Origin of the sequence: Clostridium sp. Marseille-Q2269, assembly GCF_943736985.1 — a bacterium.
Classification (GTDB): domain Bacteria; phylum Bacillota; class Clostridia; order Clostridiales; family Clostridiaceae; genus Clostridium_F.
Genome location: NZ_CALSFS010000007.1, coordinates 162,015 through 183,265 on the forward strand (window position 1 = coordinate 162,015; position 21,251 = coordinate 183,265).

The window sequence follows — 21,251 nt, forward strand, 5'->3', positions numbered from 1 at the left end:
ATTTTCAAATTAAATGATTAAAGTTAGTTAATTTTATATTAAAATTGTCAACCTTAAACATTAACAAAATATTTACCCCATTCAAATTTAATTTCCATGTAATAAAAGCTATGAAGATTAAACTAAAACAGTTTTCTTCATAGCTTTTAATTAATTTTTTATACTTTAAACTATTTTTTCTTATTCTTTTTTAGAAACAATATTACCCCACTTATAGTTGTTAATGATCCAACTGTCATCAATCCCTTAAAATCCAACCACCCACCAGTTTTAGGAAGAAGATCATTTATTTTATTTTGATAATCTGAGGCCCCATTAACTATCGCTTCTCCCTCTTTATTGCTATTTTTAGATGGATTATTAATTATTTTATTTATAAGCTTTTCAGGTTCATTCTTAAGTGTAAACTTTTGAATCTCAGGAGAATTAATATTAATTTCTAACTTCTTTTCACTTAAATTGTATCCTTTAGGAGCTTTAGTTTCTTTTATGGTATATTTACCGTAATCCACGTCCTTAAAAGCTGACACTCCATTCTTATCAGAAATTGATGAGGCTATTTTTTTACCTTTATCATCAAACAAAGTAAATTCAGCTCCTTGAAGTAATTTTTCTTTCATATCTGTCTTAGTAATTAAAACCGTACCTTTTATTCTATTATTTATTACTTCATATATATACAATTTTCCATCTTCATTTACAAATACTTTTATATCACCTTCTGAAACTAAATACCCTTCAGGTGCTTTTGTCTCTTTTATAGTATATTCACCATAAATAAGATCTCTAAATATTGCAATTCCATCTTCTCCTGATATAGAAGTATTAATTGCTTCTCCCTTTACATTATATAACGCGAATTCAGCTCCTTTAAGTGGTCTATTGTATTTATCCAATTTTTTTACACTTACATGGCCCCTTATTTTTGTATTAGAAATAATTTCAGGATTTACTTTTACAACCTTTCCATTTTCTTTTATAGATACCTTTAATACTTCATGTGAAATATTATATCCTCGTGGGGCTTTTGTTTCCTTTATATTATAATTACCATACTCTATATTTTTAAATTCCACATGGCCATTTTCATCACTTATAGCCTTTTGTATGGGTTTTTCAAATTTTTCATCTGTTTCTTCATATATCTTAAATTCTGCTCCCTGTAATAGTTTTTTATCTTCTCCCTGCTTAGTGAACTCTATATTTCCTCTAATTTTTGTATTAGAAATACTGTATGGATTTGCTTTTACTGTAGTTCCATTTTCTTTGATGGATGCCTTTAATATTTCATTTGAAATATTATATCCTTCAGGTGCTTTTGTCTCTTTTATAGTATATTCACCATACTGAAGATCTTTAAATATTGCAATTCCATCTTCTCCTGATACAGAAGTTTTAATTGCCTCTCCCTGTGTATTGTATAGCGTAAATTCCCCTCCCTTAAGTGCATTCTTGTCTTCACCTAACTTCTTAACTTCAACATTGCCTCTAATTCTTGTATTAGATATACTATTAGGATTGGATTTCACAGTACTACCATGCTGAGTTATTTCTGCAGTTAAAACTTTACCCGATATAGCGTATCCTTCTGGGGCTTTTGTTTCTTTTATATTATATTTACCATACTCTACATCTTTGAATTGAACATAACCATTTTCATCACTTACAGCCACTGCTATAGGATCTTTAAAATTATTATCCCATTCTTTATAAAGCTTAAATTGTGCTCCTTGTAATGGTTTTTTATTATCTCCCTGCTTAGTAAATTCTATATTTCCTTTAATCTTTGTATTAGAAATGCTTTCAGGAGTTGGCTTTACAATTTTTCCATTTTCAGTGATATTGGCCTTTAATGTTTCAGTTGAAATATTATATCCTTCTGGAGCCTTTGTTTCTTTTATAATATATTCTCCATACTCTACATCTTTAAAATGTACTATTCCTAACATATCACTGGTTGCTATGGCTAATGGATTTTCATATTTTATATCTGAAATACTATAAAGAGTAAACTCTGCTCCTTGTAGCGGAGTATCATTATGGCCGGTTTTTACAAATTTAATTTCACCTTTAATCTTTTCATCTTTATAGTTATAGGATATATTTTTTTGTTCCTTACTATTTTCAACTTGAAATTTATATACTTCATCACTTATAAGATATCCTTGTGGTGGAGTTTTTTCTTTAACATAATAGTCTATATCAAATTTTAATTTATTAAATATTACATCTCCATTTACTCCAGTAGGTTCTGAAGTTTTTATTACGTTTTGATATTTATCAAGTAATTCAAATACAGTTCCTTGTAACTTGTCATTCTCATTATTCTTATTTACTTTTACTACTTTAATGCTACCAGTTTCACCAACACCGCCACCACCAGCACCTTGAAATATAACATCAACCTTATTTGAATCTGATTTTTCTGTTATTCCTGTTCCTTTAAAAGATATAGTGTTAGTAAATGGTGACTTTTTCTTATCTACTACATTAGTTCTAAATGTTAAAATATAAGCTTCACTTGTACTAGAAGGTAATTGAAAATTGAATTCTCGTGTTATAGCATTATATTTTACATCATCTTTTCCTAGAGTAATTTCTTCTCCCATTGATAAACTACCATTTGAATTAAGCATAGCTTTATATAGCTTTATAGATGTGGTATCAAGTTCAAGTCCTTCTTGAAGAATATCTGTTAAAACAGCATTTTTAATTAATATTTTATTAGAATTAACAGTTACATTCCAATCTATATAGTCATTACCTCTTGTATAGTCAGAATTTTTATCTATTAAAGCATTTTTCACCTTTACTTTGCCAGTACTTTCTACACTTCCAGGTACAATGTCAGTTATTAATTTTGCAGTGTTCTTAAATTCTTTTTCTCCATTGGTATTAAATATTGAACTATCTGCTATTCTGGTTTTAAAAGTTAATATTTGATGAGTTTTTATTTCACTTGGGAAATTATATCTTAAAGTCTTAGTATCTTTATCATAATTATAATTTGATTTTTCTGCAGGCTTCCCATTAATCATAACAGAATTGTCAACAAATTCTTGCTTATCACCTGTAATGTCTGTAACATAAGCATTAGGTAAAGTCATTCCATTTCTATTTATAATAATTTCCCATGTGAATTCTCTTTTTATATAATCAAAATTCCTACCTATTTTCTGTATAACTTGGCTTTGTACATTTTGTCTTCCTTGAGAGGTTGAAGGTATAATATTATCTCCTTCTAACTTAGCAACATTAAAATAATTTTCGTTTCTGTTTCCAGCATAAACATTAGGATCTGTTACTCTAGTTTTAAAAGTTATAGTATGAATTTCATTTATAGCATCATTAAAAGTATAAATTAATGTACCAGTTTTTAGCTTATCACTTCCATCTGCTTTTTCATATTTAAAAGAACCTTTAGCTGTCCCCTTTTCTATGGATGCAGACCCTTGTACGTATTCTTGACCTATTCTTATATCATCAGTAACTACTGGATTTTTTATAGATATTTTATTATTATTTATAGTAACTTTCCATGTTATCTCTCCAGTAGCTGGATTATATCCTATCCCTTGTTTTTCTATAATACTAGTTGGAACATTTATTCCCTTAGAATCAGTTGCATTATCAGGAACACCCTTTCCTTCCAAATCAACTTTATTTTTATATTCTTTTCCTACATTTGAGTTATAAGCATTGGGATCTACCACATCTGTTGAAAATGTTATTGTATGTGGCTCATTAATCTCTTTTTCGAAGGTATATATAAATTTTTGTCCTTCTACTTTATAACTATTACTAGAAGCGCCATCCAACTTAACAGAACCTGCTGTTAACTCAAGTCCCTGTGGAATACTGTCTATAACTATTGCATTTTCTATATGTTGTGCATTATTATTTACATTAATAATCCAGTTTATTCTCTTTGTTACTGGATCATAGCTTCCATTTTTATTAATAAAGTCTGTAACTACTTTTATAGAAGCCTCATTAGATTCCTTACTAGTTCCATCATGATTTAGAATTGCTTTATTATACTCATATGTGGTAGCCCCTTCAGACTGAGAAATTTTTGGATCTATTACCTTAGTTTTAAAAGTTATTATCTGTTGCCTGTCAATTACCTCTCCAAAATTACAAGTTAATTTTTTGTTTTGGTAATTGTAATCTGTAGACTTAGCATAAGCTCCATTTATTTTAACAGAACCCGGTATAAATTCTTGTCCTTCTAAAATATTATCTACAACTTGAGGATTATTCACCTTAACATTTTCAGGATTTACAGTTATTTTCCAAGTAATCTCATTTTTTAAAGGATCATAACTACCATCTTTTTTAATAGAAGCTTTGGGAGCTTCTGGCTGTTCAAAATTCACCTCAATTACATTAGGTCCAGAATCTCCTCCAAGATCGAATTCTATACGTACTGGATTATCATTTCCTATTTGGTCAGGATTAAATTGTGTGTCAATATAAAAAAATCCAGAAACATTAGAATTATTTTCAGCAAATTCAGTAAACACTATATTAACTTTTCCATCCGTATCTATTGTAACATCTGCAATTTTATCTCCATTATCTAAAATAATTGGGAAATTCAATTTACTTATAATCTTTATTTCTTTAGGTATTTGCATAGTATAATGGTCACCTTTTTTTACCTCCTGATTATTTGGTATATTGAATTTATAAGTTAACTTAACCTCTGAATTCTTACTTACAGGGTTTGATGATTCATTTATAGGTTTTCCATCGTTGCCAGTCAATTTTACTTGGGTTATAAATTGAAATTTATTTGTAATCTCTTGAGCTTTTACTCCAATAGCAGGCAAAAGAGAAATGACTTGAAAAAATATAGCAATTAATGCTATACATACAAACCGTTTCTTCCCCTTTTTATAATTATATTTTCTATTCATTTGCATAACTCCCTTCATGGATTTTTTTACAATATTCTTATTGAAACTTAATATTTGTTTCATTAATTAGCTTGAATATAATTTATTGTTATTACATTCCTTATATAATTTTTTATAAATCTCAGATTGAATAACAGAATATTCTGAACATCGTTATCAGAATGAATTTATTTAAAATAGTTTATATTACTATCAATAACCGTATAATTACTGCTTTTTATAAAATAAGTTACTCTATGCAAAATAATATTTTTAAATTCCAACAATAATAAGTCTATTAACAGCTTTATAAAGTTATACTAAATTTTTAAAAAAATATTTCAAATTTAAATAATTATCAAATTATCTGGGTTATTTATAATAGATTAAAACTATAGAAATATTTTTTATATACTTGAAAATATCACTATAGATATATACATATTATTCTTTATTTTTTCAAATGTGACTAATAAATTATATAATTAGTTAATATTATGATGAATTATTAATACTAGTTTCCAATATGTTATATTCATCTATAAATAAATATGTTCGTAACCACTTAAAAATCAATGTATAATAAAGCAATCATTAAAACAACAATTTTTAAACTTATAGCAACACAAAAAAATCAGGCTGTGGCACTAAGAATAAATACTCCAATATATTATGTTAACTCTAAACTTGTAAAACAATATATTGTACTTAAATTCTTTAATGCCACAGTCCCATTTTTAAAGATGTATTAACTTTTATGCCTTAAATAACTATTGAAGTTTTGCCTTTATAATCAATCTATGGGTTGCAACTCTAATAGGAGTACAAGTAATTAAAGTAAGCTCTGTATGCTTGGTATTATTCAAAACGGAAACTTCTTCTGGCAGAACTACCTCTTTTTTATATACTATATATGTAAATTCCCCTTTTTTAGTTTTAATTAATATTTTATCCCCATTAGCTATCTCATCCAATCTATTAAAATGCTCACTATAGGTATAACTTCTATGGCCTGCTATGGCACTGTTTCCCTTTTCTCCTGGATATGGGGTATTAGTAAAATGTCCTACAGCGTATTTTAAAGTATCTTTATCCACTCCATCTCCTATAGCTACTTTTAAATCTATTTTTGGTATATTCATAATTCCTATGGCTCCATTACTAATAGAATTAACATTATTCTCTGCTTGTTGCTTTTGTGAATTATCATTCTTCTTTTTATTCTGATTATTGGGATCCTTTGCTGACTCTTCTTTATTCAAATCCTTAATAGTATCTTCAAAACTATCTATCATTTTCTTCTGTTTTGCATATGCACTATATTTCATAAAAAAAGCTGTACCAATTATTGATATTCCTATTATTATTAAGAATATACTTATATATTTTCTATTCATGATCCACCTCTTTATTTGATTATATAAACTTATATGAATTTATATTCATATACCAGCTAATTATGCTAATTTGTTATTTATATAAAATTATTAGAACTAAATTTATTTTAAATAGGCTGATTTAACGTTAGTTTAATGTGCAAAATATCATTCTGTAAGCTTAATTTAACTAGCACAACATATTGATTAACTTATTCTAGCTTTCTTTCTATTAGCTTTAAATATAGTAAAAGCTATGAAGTTAACCTAAAATAGATTTCTTCATAGCTTTTAAAATACTTGATTTTATAATTTACTTTGAATTGTCTTTATTTTTAATAACAATCCCCTGCTACTTTGAACTATGTCTATTTCCTTATTTCCAGTAGCAATCCATACTACTTTGAACTATGTCTATTTCTTTGTCTTTAGCATCAATACTATGCCAGTTAAAATTGCTATTGATCCAATGCCAATCATAACCTTAAAATCTAAGAAACTACCAGTTTTAGGCAAAACACTAATTGCTTTAGTGGGTTTCTTAACTTGATTAGGTGGTATATGGCCTTTTTTAACTATAGGAGTATAAGCTTCATTTTCAATTATGAAATTTTGAGTTTCCGTAGAATTTACATTAACTAGCAACTGTTTTTTTCTAAGAATATATCCTTTAGGAGCTTTAGTTTCTCTAATTATATAGTTACCATAACCCAAATCTTTAAAAACTGCTATTCCATTCTTATTAGAAATTACTGTAGTTATTTCTTTACCATCACTACTAAACAAAGTAAATTCTGCTCCTTCAAGTCTTCTTCCCTGAGAATTAACTTTAGTAACTGTAACAGTTCTCCTAATTCTATTGTTTATAACTTCATAAGTGTATAGTTGTCCATCTTTATCCACTTTTACCTTTATAGTATTTTCTGAAGGCAAGTATCCTTCAGGAACTACTGTTTCCTTTATTATATATTCACCATATTCAACATTTTCAAATAAAGCAATTCCATCTTTTTTTGATGCAACAGTCCTAACAGGGTTACCATCCTGGTTGTATAGTGTGAATGAAGCACCATTAAGAGGTTTTTTATCTTGATCTAATTTCTTTATTTTTATATAACCCTTAATCTTTGTATCAAAAAGAATATATGGATCTGCTTTTATTATCTTTCCATTTTCACTGACATTAGCCTTTAATATTTCACTAGAAAGATTATATCCTTCTGGAGCTCTTGTCTCTCTTATATTATATTTTCCATACTCTATATTGTTAAATTGTACATGCCCATTTTTATCACTTATTGCCATTGCTATAGGATCTTGAAAGTCTTTATCCCATTCTTTATAAAGTTTAAACTCTGCTCCTTCAAGTGGTCTTTTATCTTCTCCTTCTTTAATAAACTGTATATTTCCTATGATTTTCTCATTAGAAATACTATATGGATTTGCTTTAACCACTTTACCATTCTCAGTAATAGAAGCCTTTAATACTGTATTGGAAACACTATAACCCTCTGGTGCTTTTGTTTCTTTTATAGTATATTCTCCATAGTCAACATTTTTAAATTTTACTTCCCCAATTATATCACTTTTAGCTGTAGCTATTGGATTTTCATATGTTGTATCTGAAAGCTTATAAAGAGTAAACTCTGCTCCTTGTAGAGGAATATCATTATCTCCAATTTTAAAGAATTGAATTTCACCTGTAATTTTTTCATCTTTATAATTGTAGACTATGTTTTTATCATCTCCAGAATTAGCAAGTTGAAATTTATATACTTCATTACTTAAAATATATCCTTTTGGAGAGGTTTTCTCTCTAACATAGTAATCTGTATCAAATCTTAACCTATTAAATATTGCCTCTCCGTTTCCTCCTGTTTCCCCAGAAGTCTTTATAACATTTTTATATCTATCAAGAAGTTCAAATACAGCTCCTTGTAATTTTATATTTTCATCATCTTTATTTACTTTTATTACTTTTATGCTACCAGTTTCACCAACACCGCCACCAGCAGCATCTTGAAATATAACATCAACCTTATTAGAATCTGATTTTTCCGTTATTCCTGTTCCTTTAAAGGATATAGAGTTAATAAAAGGAGATTTCCTCTTATCTACCACATTAGTTCTAAAGGTTAATATATAAGATTCATTTGTTAAAGAAGGTAATTTAAAATCAAATTGCCTTGTTGTAGCATTATATTTTACATTATCTATACCTAAAACTAGCTCTTCTCCTTTTGATAATGTTCCATTTGAACTTAAAATAGCTTTATATAGTTTTACAGAAGTAGTATCTAATTCAAGCCCATCTTGAAGAATATCTGTTAAGATAGCATCCTTAATCAATATTTTGTTAGAGTTAATATTCACATTCCAATCAATATATGAATTACCTACAGTATAGCTAGCCTTTTTATCTACTAAAGTACTTTTTATAGTTGCAGTACCAGTACTTTCTACTCCTGAAGGTAAAATGTCAGTTACTAGCTTTACTTTGTTATTAATGGTTTTTTCTCCATTACTATTAAATATAGAATTATCAATTATTTTAGTTTTAAAAGTTATCACTTCCTGATCCTCAATTTCACTAGGGAAATTATATGTTAGAGTTCTAGTATTTTCATTATAGTCATAATTAGATTCTTTTGCATAGTTTCCATTAACCATAACAGAGCTAGGCACAAATTCTTGGTTTTCATTTATAACATCTATAATGTGTGCATTTGGTAAAGTCATCTTATTTCTATTTATTATAATTTTCCATGTAACTTCTTTTTTTATGTAATCAAAACTCTCACTAGTTTTATTTATAACTTGGCTTTGTACATTTTGTCTTCCTTGAGAAGTTGAAGTTATAATATTATCTCCTGTTAGCTTAGCCACATTATAATAGTTTTGATTTTTATTTCCAGCATATACATTTGGGTCCGTTACTCTAGTTTTAAAAGTTATAGTACGAATTTCATTTATAGTATCATTAAACTTGTATGTTAATGTTCCAGTTTTCCCTCTATCATTTACAGCTGCTTTTGTATACTGAAAAACACCATTAGGTGTTCCTTTGTCTATGGATGCGGACCCTTGTACGTATTCTTGACCTATTCTTATATCATCAGTAACTACTGGATTTTTTATAGATATTTTATTATTATTTATAGTAACTTTCCATGTTATCTCTCTAGTAGCTGGGTTATAACCTATACCTTGTTTATTTATAATACTGGTAGGCACTCCAACGCCCTTTATATCCGATGCATTGCTTGGTACCCCTTGTCCTTTTAAATCAACTGTATTATTATATACCTTTGATTGATTAGAGTTATAAGCTTCCGGATCTACTACATCTGTTGAAAAAGTAATTCTATGTGGCTCATTAATTGAATTTTTAAATGGATATATAAATTTTTGTCCTTCTACTTTATAACTATTACTAGAAGCGCCATCCAACTTAACAGAACCTGCTGTTAGCTCAAGCCCCTGTGGAATACTGTCTATAACTACTGCATTTTCTATATGTTGTGCATTATTATTTATATTAATAGTCCAATTTATTCTTCTTGCCACCGCATCATAGCTTCCATTTTTATTAATAAAATCTGTAACTACTTTTATAGAAGCCTGATTTGATTGTACAGTGGTTCCATCATGATTAAAAATTACTGTATTATATTCATAGGTTGCAGTCCCTTCAGACTGAGAAATCTTTGTATCTGTTACTTTAGTTTTAAAAGTTACTATTTGTTGAGTATGTATTGGGCTTAAGAAATTATATGTTAACTTTTTATCTGTATAGTTATAATCTGTAGTTCTAGCATTAACTCCATTGACCTTTACGGATCCTGGTATAAACTCTTGTCCAGTTAAAATATTATCCACAATTTGTGCATTGTTTATATTAACATTTTCAGGATTTACTGTTACTTTCCATGTAATCTCATTCCTTGAAGGATTATAACTTCCTTCCTTTTTAACAGAAGCTTTAGGTGTTTCAGGTTGCTGAAAATTCACATTAACTACATAGGGTGAAGAATTTCCTCCTAAATCAAATTCAATAGCTTTAGGGCTAGAATTCCCTATTTTATTAGCATCAAATTGAGTATTAACATAAAAATATCCAGAAACATTAGAGTTATTTTCATCAAATTCAGTAAACACTATATTAACTTTTCCATTAGTATCTATTGTTACATTGGCAATAGTATCTCCACTATCAGCATTAATAGAAAACTTAAGTTCCCTTATAACCTTTATTTCCTTAGGTATATGTATAATATAACTATCACCTTTTTTTATTTCTCCCTTATTAGGTATGGTAAAGTTATATTTTAACTTAACCTCTGAATTCTTATTTATGGGATTAGATGATTCATTTATAATCTTCCCATCATCTCCAATTAAAGTCACTCTAGTTATAAATTGATATTGGTCAGTAATATCTTGAGCTTTTGCCTTGGTGGCAGGTAAAATTGAGAAAAATTGAAAAAATAAAGTAATTAATAATATAATTGCAGATGTTTTCTTTAGTCTTTTGTAATTATTTCTTTTGTTCACTATAAAAAGCCCCCTTCATAAACTATTTATTAAAAATGACCTTAATATGAAAAATCAGCATTACTCTTAATAGCAATGTTTCATACATTTCATATTTATGGTTTAAAGTAGATATAAGAACAGAATATTCTGGAAATTTCCATTGCATTAATACAATCTACAATGGAATATATTGTGGACTAATATCAATTCTTAATTAACATATGTTATATTATAATAGCTATTAAGGGTCTTGTCTATACAAATAATATTTCCATTATTAACACTGAAATTTATAATATAATTTAATTTTACATAATTATTCTACATGTTGGAAATAAAATAAACTATTACATATATTCACACGTTATTACCTTATAATCAAATTTATTCGTTATTTTCCATTATATATAAATATTAATAAATCTCTCTAATATAAAAAAAATTAAAGTTAATAATATTTATAGATATGTATATGCTATTAATAAGAAAAACTAAAGAATAATTAGTATGGTTCAGAAAATAAGACTTTCCTATCCCCTATGGGGTATTTTGAAAATTTTATAATTTGCTAAGGAAATCATTTTAATATAAAATAATTAAAAACAAATACAATTTTCAGAAAAATCTAAAAACATTTATGTGCTATTTTTTTAAACTTGCAAATGATAAGGGAGGAATAGAAATGAAAACATTTGAAAATTTTAATATGAAAAATTTAAATTTAAGAAATAGGATAGTTATGCCACCTATGTGTATGTACTCTGCAGATGAAAATGGTAAAGTTAATGATTTTCATTTTGTTCATTATGTAACAAGAGCTATTGGTGGTGTAGGACTAATTATATTAGAGTCTACAGCTGTTTCACCAAATGGAAGAATAACTGATGGAGATTTAGGTATATGGAGTGATGACCATATAGAAGGGCTAAAAAGACTTGTTAATGGAGTAAAAGATTATGGTGCCACCATTGCAATACAACTAAACCACGGCGGCCGTAAATATGAAGGAACTTACGGAGATTTATTAGCTCCAAGCGCTATAAGACATAGTGAAACCTACCGTGAACCGAAAGAGCTTACTGTAAGTCAAATAAAAGATATTGTAGAATCCTTTAAAAATGCTGCAAGAAGAGCTAATGAAGCCGGATTTGATGCAATAGAAATACATGGTGCTCATGGGTACTTAATACATGAATTTCTATCTCCTCTTACAAATAAAAGAAAAGATGAATACGGTGGAAGTACTGAAAATAGAGTTAGATTTCTAAAAGATATAATAAAAGAAATTAAAACAGTTTGGCCACAAGAAAAAGCTATTCTATTTAGAGTCTCTGCTTATGATTATACAGAGGGTGGATTAACTGGAGATGAAATGGTTAAAATAATAAATCTAGTAAAGAATGATATAGATATAGTTCATGTTAGTACAGGAGGCCTTTTAGAAGCTAGAATTCATAGTTATCCGGGATACCAAGTAAAATTTTCAGAACAAATAAAAAAAGAATGTAATGTTCCAACTATAACTGTAGGTTTAATAACAAGAAAAGAAATGGTAGAAGAAATATTACAAAATAATAGAGCGGACTTAGTGGCTCTAGGCAGAGAACTCTTAAGAAATCCTTACTGGGTTTTAAACACAATGAAAAATAGTAGAGTTGAAAATAAATTTCCTAAACAATATTCAATGATATAACATATACTATAATATTGCCATCTAAATAATAGATTAATACTTCATTACCCCTCAATGTATTTAACATAAATCATATGGAGTGTATACCTATATAATCTATTAATAATATTTAATATTATAAATTTAAAATTACTTTATTTCTCAGTGCAACTGAAAACCGGTGACAAAGCCCAATATGGCCTGCCACCGGATATTTATTTATCTTTTATTATTTTATATGTTACTTAGCTAATATGATTTTTTCAATCTTCAATAAATTTTATTTATCTTCCACTATTTTATTTATAACTTCTATTCTCTGATCTCCCAATACATTTTGAAATTTAGTATGCATAACTCCATTTCTATACATACTATCTTTGTTAGCCTCAACTATTTTAGACACCTTTTCTTCTAATTTTTCATAAGTCATAATATCCTCAAAATATAAATCTACTAAATCCTTTAAACATGAAGCTAGTTCTTTTGGGTTTTTATACACTTTTCTCATTTTTATTCTCCTCAGTATTATTTTAGTTCTGTTAAGTTATATGAACATTGATTTTCTCTACACCTATTGAAATATAATAGTTTCATCACAAAATCATTATCTCCAACAAAGGACAGAGAAATCAATGAACAAAGCTAATATAATACATTATACAAAATATATTCATATGATGAAAGTATATTTTTATAATCAATAAAGAAATTTTCATCTTTATAAAAATACTATTATTCCCTATCTTTAGTTGTTTAACTAAAGCTTTTATTAATATATATTATCTACTAAGTTTTTATGTTATGTATTCTTACTTCTAATTTTCCACTTTAAATTTATTAACATTACCCATCATATTTTTACTCATATCATTTAACAACTGTAGAGATTTGGCTAAGTTTCCTGAAGGCTTATTCATTTCTTCAGTTGAAGCTGCTATTTCCTCTGCTGATGCTGACACTTCTTCTGCTACTGAAGATGATGTTTCTATTTTAGTAATTATAATTTCTTTATTACTGTTTAAGTCCTCAATAGAATTAGTTGCAGCTACCATTTTAGGAGCTATATTATCTACTGCTTCTGTAATTGTTTCAAATGATTTCATAGCTGTATATATTTCTTTTCCTTGATTTTCAAGTTCTTCTTTCATAATATCTGTTGTGTTTACCATTGCATTTGTATCTTTAGATATTTCAGATATTAAATTTGAAATATTTATTGATGACTCTTTACTTTGTTCTGCAAGCTTTCTTATCTCATCTGCTACTACAGAGAATCCTTTACCTACTTCACCTGCTCTTGCAGCTTCTATTGCAGCATTTAATGCAAGTAAATTGGTTTGTTCAGAAATATTATTTATTAAATCTGTTATTGCATTTATTTTATTTATATTCTCACCTACACCTTGGATTTTAGCAATTAGCTCTTTAAATGCAGTATTAACATTTTCAACTGATTTAATTACATTTTCCATATAAGTATTACTACTATCAGCCATAGTTTTTATATCATTTGTACTTGAATCCACATTTTTTATAACCTTAACCATATTATCTAATTTTAAATTAAATTCTTGCAATATATTTGTTATATCAACTAACTCTTGAGCTTGATGTTCAGTACCTTTGGCTGCATCATTAGTAGCTATATATATGTTTTTACTTGATGATTCCATTTCATCTGATACCGAGGCTAAATTATCCGCTTGATCATTTATATTGGAAGAGCTTATCTTGATATCCTTAACAATATATCCCATAGTTTTTCTCATAACATCAATGGCTTTTGCCATCTTTCCCAATTCATCTTTTCTATCTAAAAGTTCTTTTTCAATTTCTTCTGTTAAATTACCTTCTGAAATTACTTGAAGATGATTCATAGATGCACTAATAGGTTTGGTAATAGTCTTTGATAATAAAAACACAATAACACCGCCTATTAATATAAATACTACAGTTGTTACCCCTATACCTATCTTTAAAGCATTTAATTCACTTAATATCTCATCAGTATTAATAACTATACCAATTGACCAACCAGTAGATTTTACTGGTGCATATCCTATATATTTATCTTTTCCTTTATAACTATAATCACCTGCACCACTTTCAGCTAAAACCATCTTTTTTTCAATATCTACTAAAGAACTCAATTCTGAATCTTTTTTTATATTTTCAAAATTGTTATCCTGTTTTAATACTAAATCTTTATTATTATGGGCTATTGTAGTGCCATTTTTATTAATCATAAAAGCTTGTCCAGTTTTACCGAATTTAATACTATTTGTATAATTGCTTATTTCATTTCCATCTCTAGATGCTGTTAAAACCCCTACTATCTTTCCATCTTTTTTAATTGGTACACTATATATAACTATAATACTCCCGTCACTTTTGTTTATTATAGGATCTGATACATTACTTTTTCCTGCAATTGCTTGTTTAAAATATTCTCTATCAGTAAGATTTTGCTTTTGACCTAGCGTATTTTCAGAATTCCCTTTGGCATCAGAAATAGTCATTTTTGTATGCTTGCTTCTTTTTGCTTCTTGTGAAAGTATTGATAATTTTTCTTTCATAGGAACCCTTGCATTGCTTAATTTTTCATTTTGTGATAATAATTCTAAAACTTGCAAATTTCCATTAATTACATTTTCAATTGCAGAAGAAGCTTGTTTTGCAGTCTCTGGTAATTCATTTTCAACAGTTTCAATCAATGATTTTTTAGAAATGTATATGGATATTAATGAAACTCCCACGCAAATGGTCACTATTAATGCTATAAAACTAACTAATAATTGATTTTTTAAACTTGTAAATTTAATATTTTTTATATTATTACCATCTTTATCTTTTGTAAACGTTATTTTTTCACAATATGAACATAAAAAAATTTGTAAATATTAAAAGATTGTCTTTTTTCAATTTTTCCCTCCATTCATTTTCATATATTTATTTTTATTATTACTATCATACGTATAATAAAACTATTAACAGTCTAAATTTTTATGTTATTACAGTATTCACAGCAAATTAGTTTTATAAATTAAAGATACTAAATTTCATTCTATAAATTTATATTTTAATTGTGCTAGTTAATGTTAAGTTATAGAATCATATTTTGCATATTAAACTAACTCAAAATCAACTTACAGTAATATTTGTTTATTTAAAATTCTCTAACATGACTAATTCCACTTACTGTCAGTAATAATTATCTTAAATATATCTATACTTAAAATATTGCTTACTTTCTTTTATTTATATATATTGTATAATATTAAACGTAATATATTTTTTTTAATGGAGGATTAAGTTTTTATGAATAACACATTGACAGAAGAAAATATGAAAAAGCTAAAAGAAGAATTAGAATATAGAATGACTGTAAAAAGAGCAGAAATAGCAAAAGAAAAATTAGAAGCTGCTGCCCACGGTGATAGATCAGAAAATGCAGAATATAAAGAAGCCTGTGCAAATTATAGAGAAAATGATAACAGAATTCAATATTTATTAACTATGATTTCAACAGCAACGGTAGTAGATGACAAAAATATAGATAAATCAGTACTAGGAGTTAATATGAAAGCCAAAGTTAAATTCATAGATGATGACTTTGAAACTGTGGTAACATTAGTAACTACTATGGATTTAGATCCAGAAAATATGCGAATAAGTGTAGAATCAGATTTAGGCAAAGCTTTATACGGTAAAAGGGCTGGAGATAGAGTTGAAGTTGAAGCTCCAGAAGAAAAATATGAAGTAGAGATATTAGAAATACTATAATATCTATGTAACTATAAAAATATTATTAATATATATGCTATAAAAACATTAAGCTATATATTTATGGAGTATAAAAATAAACGCAAAAATAGAATAGATTTAATTTTAATACAGGCAATAAAAAAATGTACCAATGACTTACTTATATTAGTAAGTTTTAAACTTAACTACATTAAAATTTTATATTTCCCTTATTAAAATTAAATCTATCTATTATATCTTCATATATCCTTTTAAACTTATATGAAATCCACTTTCTTAGTTACCTTATTTGTTATTATCTATTACATATATATAAACTATTACAATATATTTTTCTTACAATTTAAAATTGCATTAAACCTATTAAAATTTCATATTTATCTACTATATTACAATATAAAAACACAAATATCTATTAACTAATTATGAGTTAATGAGGTAATAAGTTTTTATAATATGCTAATAATGGATGAATCTTTTCCTTGCTCCACATATGATCTAACTCACTCCTATTTATCCATTTTGCTTTAGTTACTTCGCTTTCTTGTAATATTAAATTTGAGATATCCACATCATAGTTAAATAACCATGCATCATAAAAATCTTGCATTTCTTCTCTTCTAACTGAATAGACTAATTTTCCTTCCTTAGGTTCTAATTTAATACCTAATTCCTCTTGTACTTCTCTAACAGCTCCTTCTAAACTTGTCTCTCCTGTAATAATAGATCCTCCTGTACATTCCCACAATCCACCATAAGCTTTTCTTGGATGTCTCTTTGACATTAAGTATTCTCCATTATTATTTTTAATCCATATGCTAGCAACTTGATGATAACATCCATGTTTTATTGGTTTATTTCTTTCTTGCTTTTCACTTAACAGATTTCTATCTTTATCAAATAGATCCCATATCTCCTTCATTTTTATACTTCCTTACATAATATATTATATATTTTTAGCAAGCTATAAAACTAATCTATTTATTATTTATATAATTCACAATATACAAAGTAATAGTCTTAATAACCAATTTATTTTTAAAAACTATACTTATATCTAATTTATCCTAACATAATAAACCCTACTTATTTACTACTCAAATATAAAAACTTATCTATAGCTAAATTAGTGTATTTATCCAATTGGATATGGTGCTTCATTAAAATCATAAATATACTTATCTGCTATACTTTGTATTACATCTTTATCCTCATCAGAATATTTATCATAAACACCGCAGGTTTTCATTCCTGCCTTTTTAGCTGATTGAATTGCATTTAAAACATCCTCAAATACTATACACTCTTCTGGTTTTACATTTAAATTTTTTGCTGCATGCATATAAATATCTGGAAACTGTTTTCCCTTTCCTATATCATCCACAGAACAAACATAGTCAAACAAATGAAATACATCATTATTTTTTAGTGCTGGTTCAAATAGCTCATAAGTTAGTCCTGTTGCTACACTAAGTTTAACTCCACACTTTGATAAATTTTCTAGATATTCTCTAGCAAAAGGTCTTAATCTAACTTCATGACTGTATTTATATATAGCCATCTGGTTCCATTCATAAATAATATCTTCCACATTTTCTTTTAAATCAAATAATTCTATTGTATATTCTGCTGCCTCTTCAAAACTTCTTGCACATATTGCATTAATATAATCCTTTGGAACAGCTAACCCTCTTTTTCCAAGAAACTCAATATCTATCTCTTCCCAAAGATCCATTGAATTAAGGATAGTACCATCCAAATCAAAAATGGCTACTTTAAAATCCATATTATTTATTCCATATTTATTATTTCTAATCATTAATATGTTCCATCCCTTGCAGTCCATTTAAATAAACTTCATAAAAATGATTAGTTGGTCCATTTCCTTTTCCAATCTCCAATGAATGCTGGATTGCCATAGTTATATAATTCTTAGCCCTTCTTACCGCTTCATTTATTTCAAAACCTAAAGCCAAGTTAGAAGCAATGGCTGAGGATAATGTGCAACCCGTTCCATGAGTGTTTTTTGTATTAATTCTCTGAGTTTTATAATGATAAAATTTATTGCCATCATATAGTACATCTATTGCATCGCCAATATGGTGCCCTCCCTTTATCAAAACACTTCTACATCCCATATTCTTTATGGCAATAGCTGCCTTTTCCATTTGTTCTATAGTTTCTATTTTAAGGCCCGAAATTCTTTCTGCTTCTGGTATATTGGGAGTTAAAATATCTGCATGACAAATAATAGATTCAATTAATGTAGACACAGAATTAGGATCCATCAGAGGGCAACCATTCTTAGCATACATAACTGGATCTATAACAACATTTTTAGGCCTGTACTCTTTTAATTTTTCTGATACTGCTTTCATACAATCTGGAGTAGACAACATCCCTATTTTTACAGCATCTGTACCTATATCTTCATAAACAGCATCAATCTGACTTCTTATCATATCAGGTGTAATATCTTGAATATCAATTACTCTACTAGTATTTTCTGCAACTACAGATACAATCACACTCATTCCAAAAACCCCATGAGCAGAAAAAGTTTTTAAATCAGCTTGAATTCCTGCTCCTCCACTACAATCTGATCCTGCAATAGTAAGCACTTTTTTCATAAAATCTTCTCCTTATACAATATATTTAAATTAACAAATTTAACTCATAAAAATTATTATCTATTTATTTTAATAAATTTATTACATATAACTTCATTGCATTTAATCTTAAATACTCTTATAAATTTAATAATTATTTCTCACTAATCTATCTTTCTATAAAAAGGCACTTTTAACAACAAAAGCACCTTTAATTTTAATATTGTATTGTAATTTATTATGTTATTGTTGTAAATATTCGGCTATAATTTTCTTTGCGTCCTTTATCCATACTCTTATTTCTGGACCTACCCTAAACAATTTATTATTAGGATTATTTCCAATTTTATATAACTTACCATAAATAGGATATTTATTTTCTAAATCCTTATATACACTTTTTCTGGCAGGCAATAAATATTGAGGATATTTGTTATTTTCATCTGAAGAAACTGCTTTAACCATAGTGTTTTCATCTGCAATTATATTAGCAAGTTTCATTGCTTTTTCTTTTTTAGCTGGATTTGTTATAGATGAATTCACTCCTATTACATCTCCATATAAAACAGGAATATCTGAATTCTTTGACAAAGAAATTGTTTTAAAATCAACATCATTTGCAAATTCTTTCATAGTGGACATTGCTTCAGTATACCCTATATATGCTCTTCCTTGTCCATTCATAAACCATTTAGATCTTATATATGCATCATTATTTTCTGGCCAATAATTAGCTTGATTTTTCCCAGCCATTGATTGCAGTAACACTAAACTTTTAATTGCTTCTCCATTTAATTTATTTAAATTAGGTAATGAATAAAATTGTTTATATTCTTTTTCTGTATCAATTAGTGAATCCAAATACATGCAAACTTTTGTAGTTCCTCCTGACATATCTATTAATAATCCTTTATTATTAGGAAGATTAATATTATCCCCTTTTATATCTCCTATATTTTCGTATAAATTAAACACAGAATTTACTTTTTGTATTTCTATGTCCCCTTTTCTACTAAATAAAAGATTAGTACAAATAATTTGAGGAATGGCATAAGTAACACCATTTACCGTACATCCATCCATAGCAAATGGTATAATATCTTCTTTATTTTTTATATCTTTATCTGAGATTTCAGCTAAATATCCTTTGTTTACAAAATGAGATAAATATATTGCATCAAAAACAAACACATCTAAATTTTCTGGAGGATCTTCATCATAGCAATCCCAATCAACAAAATTAAGTTTTATATTAGGCTCTTTTTTATTCCATTCACTTTCAACTGCTTTTTTAAATCTTATAGGATCTGGAACATATCCATATAATGCTACGTTTAAAGTCTGTTCTGGTTCATTAGCTATAAACGCCTTTGCATTTACCTCTGAAAACAAAGCAAAAATTATTAAAAATGAAAGCAACATAGGTAGTTTCTTTTTCAATAAATTTTTTAAATTCATATATTTTCCCCTTTCACCAATTGTATTATTTTTAAAAGCTATACTTTTACAATTAGTTAACGCACTTTTTCTTTCACCTTAAAATGAAACTAATAGTATTTATATAGCTTTTATAAATATTTTTCAATTACTTAACACACTGTTACATAAAACATAATTTATAAACATATTTATTTTTCCACATTAAATATAATAAAGGGTGGTATATTTTTCTCATTACCCCATTCTTTAATTTCATATATTTTTTCAATTGCATTTAAATTATCTTTATTTATACTATCTATAGTTGGCTCTATAATTTTATAATTTTCAAAGCCTACTGCTTCAAGATTATTAATATAAAAATCCCTTGTCCAATAATAATCTTCTAAAACTAAATCCTCACCATTAGGTATCTTTAGAAATTGTTTCTTATTTGCTCCCAAAGGGTATGTTTGCCCAGCTATGCCATTTGTAAAAGTGGTAAATTCCACTCCCACAGCCTTAGGATTAGAATCAAGTATAAAAAACCTTCCGCCCTTTTTTAGCACTCTGAATATTTCCTCAAAAATCATTTTAATATTATCTTTATCTCCATTATTAATTATGACAAAACAAAGAACAACACAATCCATGGATTCATCTTCTATTTCCTTTAATTTATTTTCTTTAATTAACTTATATGATATGTTTTCTTTGTTGTGCTTACGCTGTGCAATTTCAAGCATATTATTGGATTGATCCACTGCAATAATCTTTGATTTAGGATTTATTTTAGCTATTCTTTCTGATACCTTTCCTGGTCCACATCCAAAGTCCAAAATTTTCATAGAAGGTTGTCCCATCTTTAAATTTTCAAAAATATAATTAAATCCTAAAATATTTTCTAACATATCATTATATAAATTAAATTTGTTCGAAATATCGTCATCCTTCCAACACGTACCCAAAA

At 27.3% G+C, this 21,251-nt stretch carries 12 protein-coding genes; 2 read left to right on the top strand and 10 right to left on the bottom strand.

Features of this window, described 5'->3' with window-relative positions; genetic code table 11:
• Positions 1 to 170: 170 nt before the first annotated feature.
• The 3 genes from NGI68_RS10665 to NGI68_RS10675 all read right to left on the bottom strand — a co-directional run bounded on the left by NGI68_RS10665 (position 171) and on the right by NGI68_RS10675 (position 10,831).
• Positions 171 to 4,922 (bottom strand): SpaA isopeptide-forming pilin-related protein, encoded by a 4,752-nt coding sequence (locus tag NGI68_RS10665; protein WP_251861474.1) that lies wholly within the window; start codon positions 4,920 to 4,922, stop codon positions 171 to 173.
• Between the two features lie 749 nt (positions 4,923 to 5,671).
• A complete protein-coding gene (locus NGI68_RS10670) occupies positions 5,672 to 6,298 on the bottom strand; it encodes a class D sortase (protein WP_251861475.1) in 627 nt (208 codons plus the stop codon).
• A gap of 393 nt (positions 6,299 to 6,691) precedes the next feature.
• Entirely contained in the window at positions 6,692 to 10,831 is a 4,140-nt protein-coding gene (locus tag NGI68_RS10675) for a SpaA isopeptide-forming pilin-related protein (protein ID WP_251861476.1), read from the bottom strand.
• Between the two features lie 664 nt (positions 10,832 to 11,495).
• On the opposite strand from NGI68_RS10675, the gene namA reads away from it, so the two are divergent.
• Positions 11,496 to 12,506 carry an NADPH dehydrogenase NamA gene (gene namA, locus NGI68_RS10680; RefSeq protein ID WP_251861477.1) on the top strand — a complete coding sequence of 337 codons (1,011 nt, stop codon included), beginning with the start codon at positions 11,496 to 11,498 and terminating at the stop codon, positions 12,504 to 12,506.
• 259 nt (positions 12,507 to 12,765) lie between these two features.
• Here the strand turns inward: namA and NGI68_RS10685 are convergent, their stop codons facing one another.
• The gene (locus tag NGI68_RS10685; protein ID WP_251861478.1) at positions 12,766 to 12,996 is read right to left on the bottom strand and encodes a TIGR04540 family protein; all 231 of its coding nucleotides are present in this window, start codon (positions 12,994 to 12,996) and stop codon (positions 12,766 to 12,768) included.
• Positions 12,997 to 13,303: 307 nt separating this feature from the next.
• Positions 13,304 to 15,202, bottom strand: coding sequence for a methyl-accepting chemotaxis protein (locus tag NGI68_RS10690; RefSeq protein ID WP_251861479.1), 1,899 nt, complete (start codon positions 15,200 to 15,202; stop codon positions 13,304 to 13,306).
• A gap of 604 nt (positions 15,203 to 15,806) precedes the next feature.
• On the opposite strand from NGI68_RS10690, the gene greA reads away from it, so the two are divergent.
• The gene (greA, locus tag NGI68_RS10695; RefSeq protein ID WP_251861480.1) at positions 15,807 to 16,271 is read left to right on the top strand and encodes a transcription elongation factor GreA; all 465 of its coding nucleotides are present in this window, start codon (positions 15,807 to 15,809) and stop codon (positions 16,269 to 16,271) included.
• Between the two features lie 412 nt (positions 16,272 to 16,683).
• Here the strand turns inward: greA and NGI68_RS10700 are convergent, their stop codons facing one another.
• From NGI68_RS10700 to NGI68_RS10720, 5 genes are all read right to left on the bottom strand, one after another.
• Entirely contained in the window at positions 16,684 to 17,175 is a 492-nt protein-coding gene (locus tag NGI68_RS10700) for an NUDIX hydrolase (RefSeq protein WP_251861481.1), read from the bottom strand.
• Positions 17,176 to 17,388: 213 nt separating this feature from the next.
• Complete coding sequence (locus tag NGI68_RS10705; protein ID WP_251861482.1) at positions 17,389 to 18,072, bottom strand: HAD family hydrolase; 684 nt, start codon at positions 18,070 to 18,072, stop codon at positions 17,389 to 17,391.
• Positions 18,065 to 18,883: a bifunctional hydroxymethylpyrimidine kinase/phosphomethylpyrimidine kinase gene (thiD, locus tag NGI68_RS10710; RefSeq protein ID WP_251861483.1), complete on the bottom strand. Its 819-nt coding sequence runs from the start codon at positions 18,881 to 18,883 to the stop codon at positions 18,065 to 18,067. The genes NGI68_RS10705 and thiD overlap by 8 nt, the downstream gene beginning before the upstream one ends.
• A gap of 222 nt (positions 18,884 to 19,105) precedes the next feature.
• Entirely contained in the window at positions 19,106 to 20,320 is a 1,215-nt protein-coding gene (gene bcmE, locus NGI68_RS10715) for a thiamine pyridinylase (RefSeq protein ID WP_251861484.1), read from the bottom strand.
• A gap of 170 nt (positions 20,321 to 20,490) precedes the next feature.
• A complete protein-coding gene (locus NGI68_RS10720; RefSeq protein WP_251861485.1) occupies positions 20,491 to 21,249 on the bottom strand; it encodes a class I SAM-dependent methyltransferase in 759 nt (252 codons plus the stop codon).
• Positions 21,250 to 21,251 lie beyond the last annotated feature (2 nt).

Excerpts from the sequence above, each read along its gene's own strand:
- greA (WP_251861480.1), top strand. The coding sequence starts at position 15,807 with ATGAATAACACATTGACAGAAGAAAATATGAAAAAGCTAAAAGAAGAA.
- thiD (WP_251861483.1), bottom strand. The coding sequence starts at position 18,883 with ATGAAAAAAGTGCTTACTATTGCAGGATCAGATTGTAGTGGAGGAGCA.
- NGI68_RS10705 (WP_251861482.1), bottom strand. The coding sequence starts at position 18,072 with ATGATTAGAAATAATAAATATGGAATAAATAATATGGATTTTAAAGTA.
- bcmE (WP_251861484.1), bottom strand. The coding sequence starts at position 20,320 with ATGAATTTAAAAAATTTATTGAAAAAGAAACTACCTATGTTGCTTTCA.
- NGI68_RS10665 (WP_251861474.1), bottom strand. The coding sequence starts at position 4,922 with ATGAATAGAAAATATAATTATAAAAAGGGGAAGAAACGGTTTGTATGT.
- namA (WP_251861477.1), top strand. The coding sequence starts at position 11,496 with ATGAAAACATTTGAAAATTTTAATATGAAAAATTTAAATTTAAGAAAT.
- NGI68_RS10670 (WP_251861475.1), bottom strand. The coding sequence starts at position 6,298 with ATGAATAGAAAATATATAAGTATATTCTTAATAATAATAGGAATATCA.
- NGI68_RS10685 (WP_251861478.1), bottom strand. The coding sequence starts at position 12,996 with ATGAGAAAAGTGTATAAAAACCCAAAAGAACTAGCTTCATGTTTAAAG.
- NGI68_RS10700 (WP_251861481.1), bottom strand. The coding sequence starts at position 17,175 with ATGAAGGAGATATGGGATCTATTTGATAAAGATAGAAATCTGTTAAGT.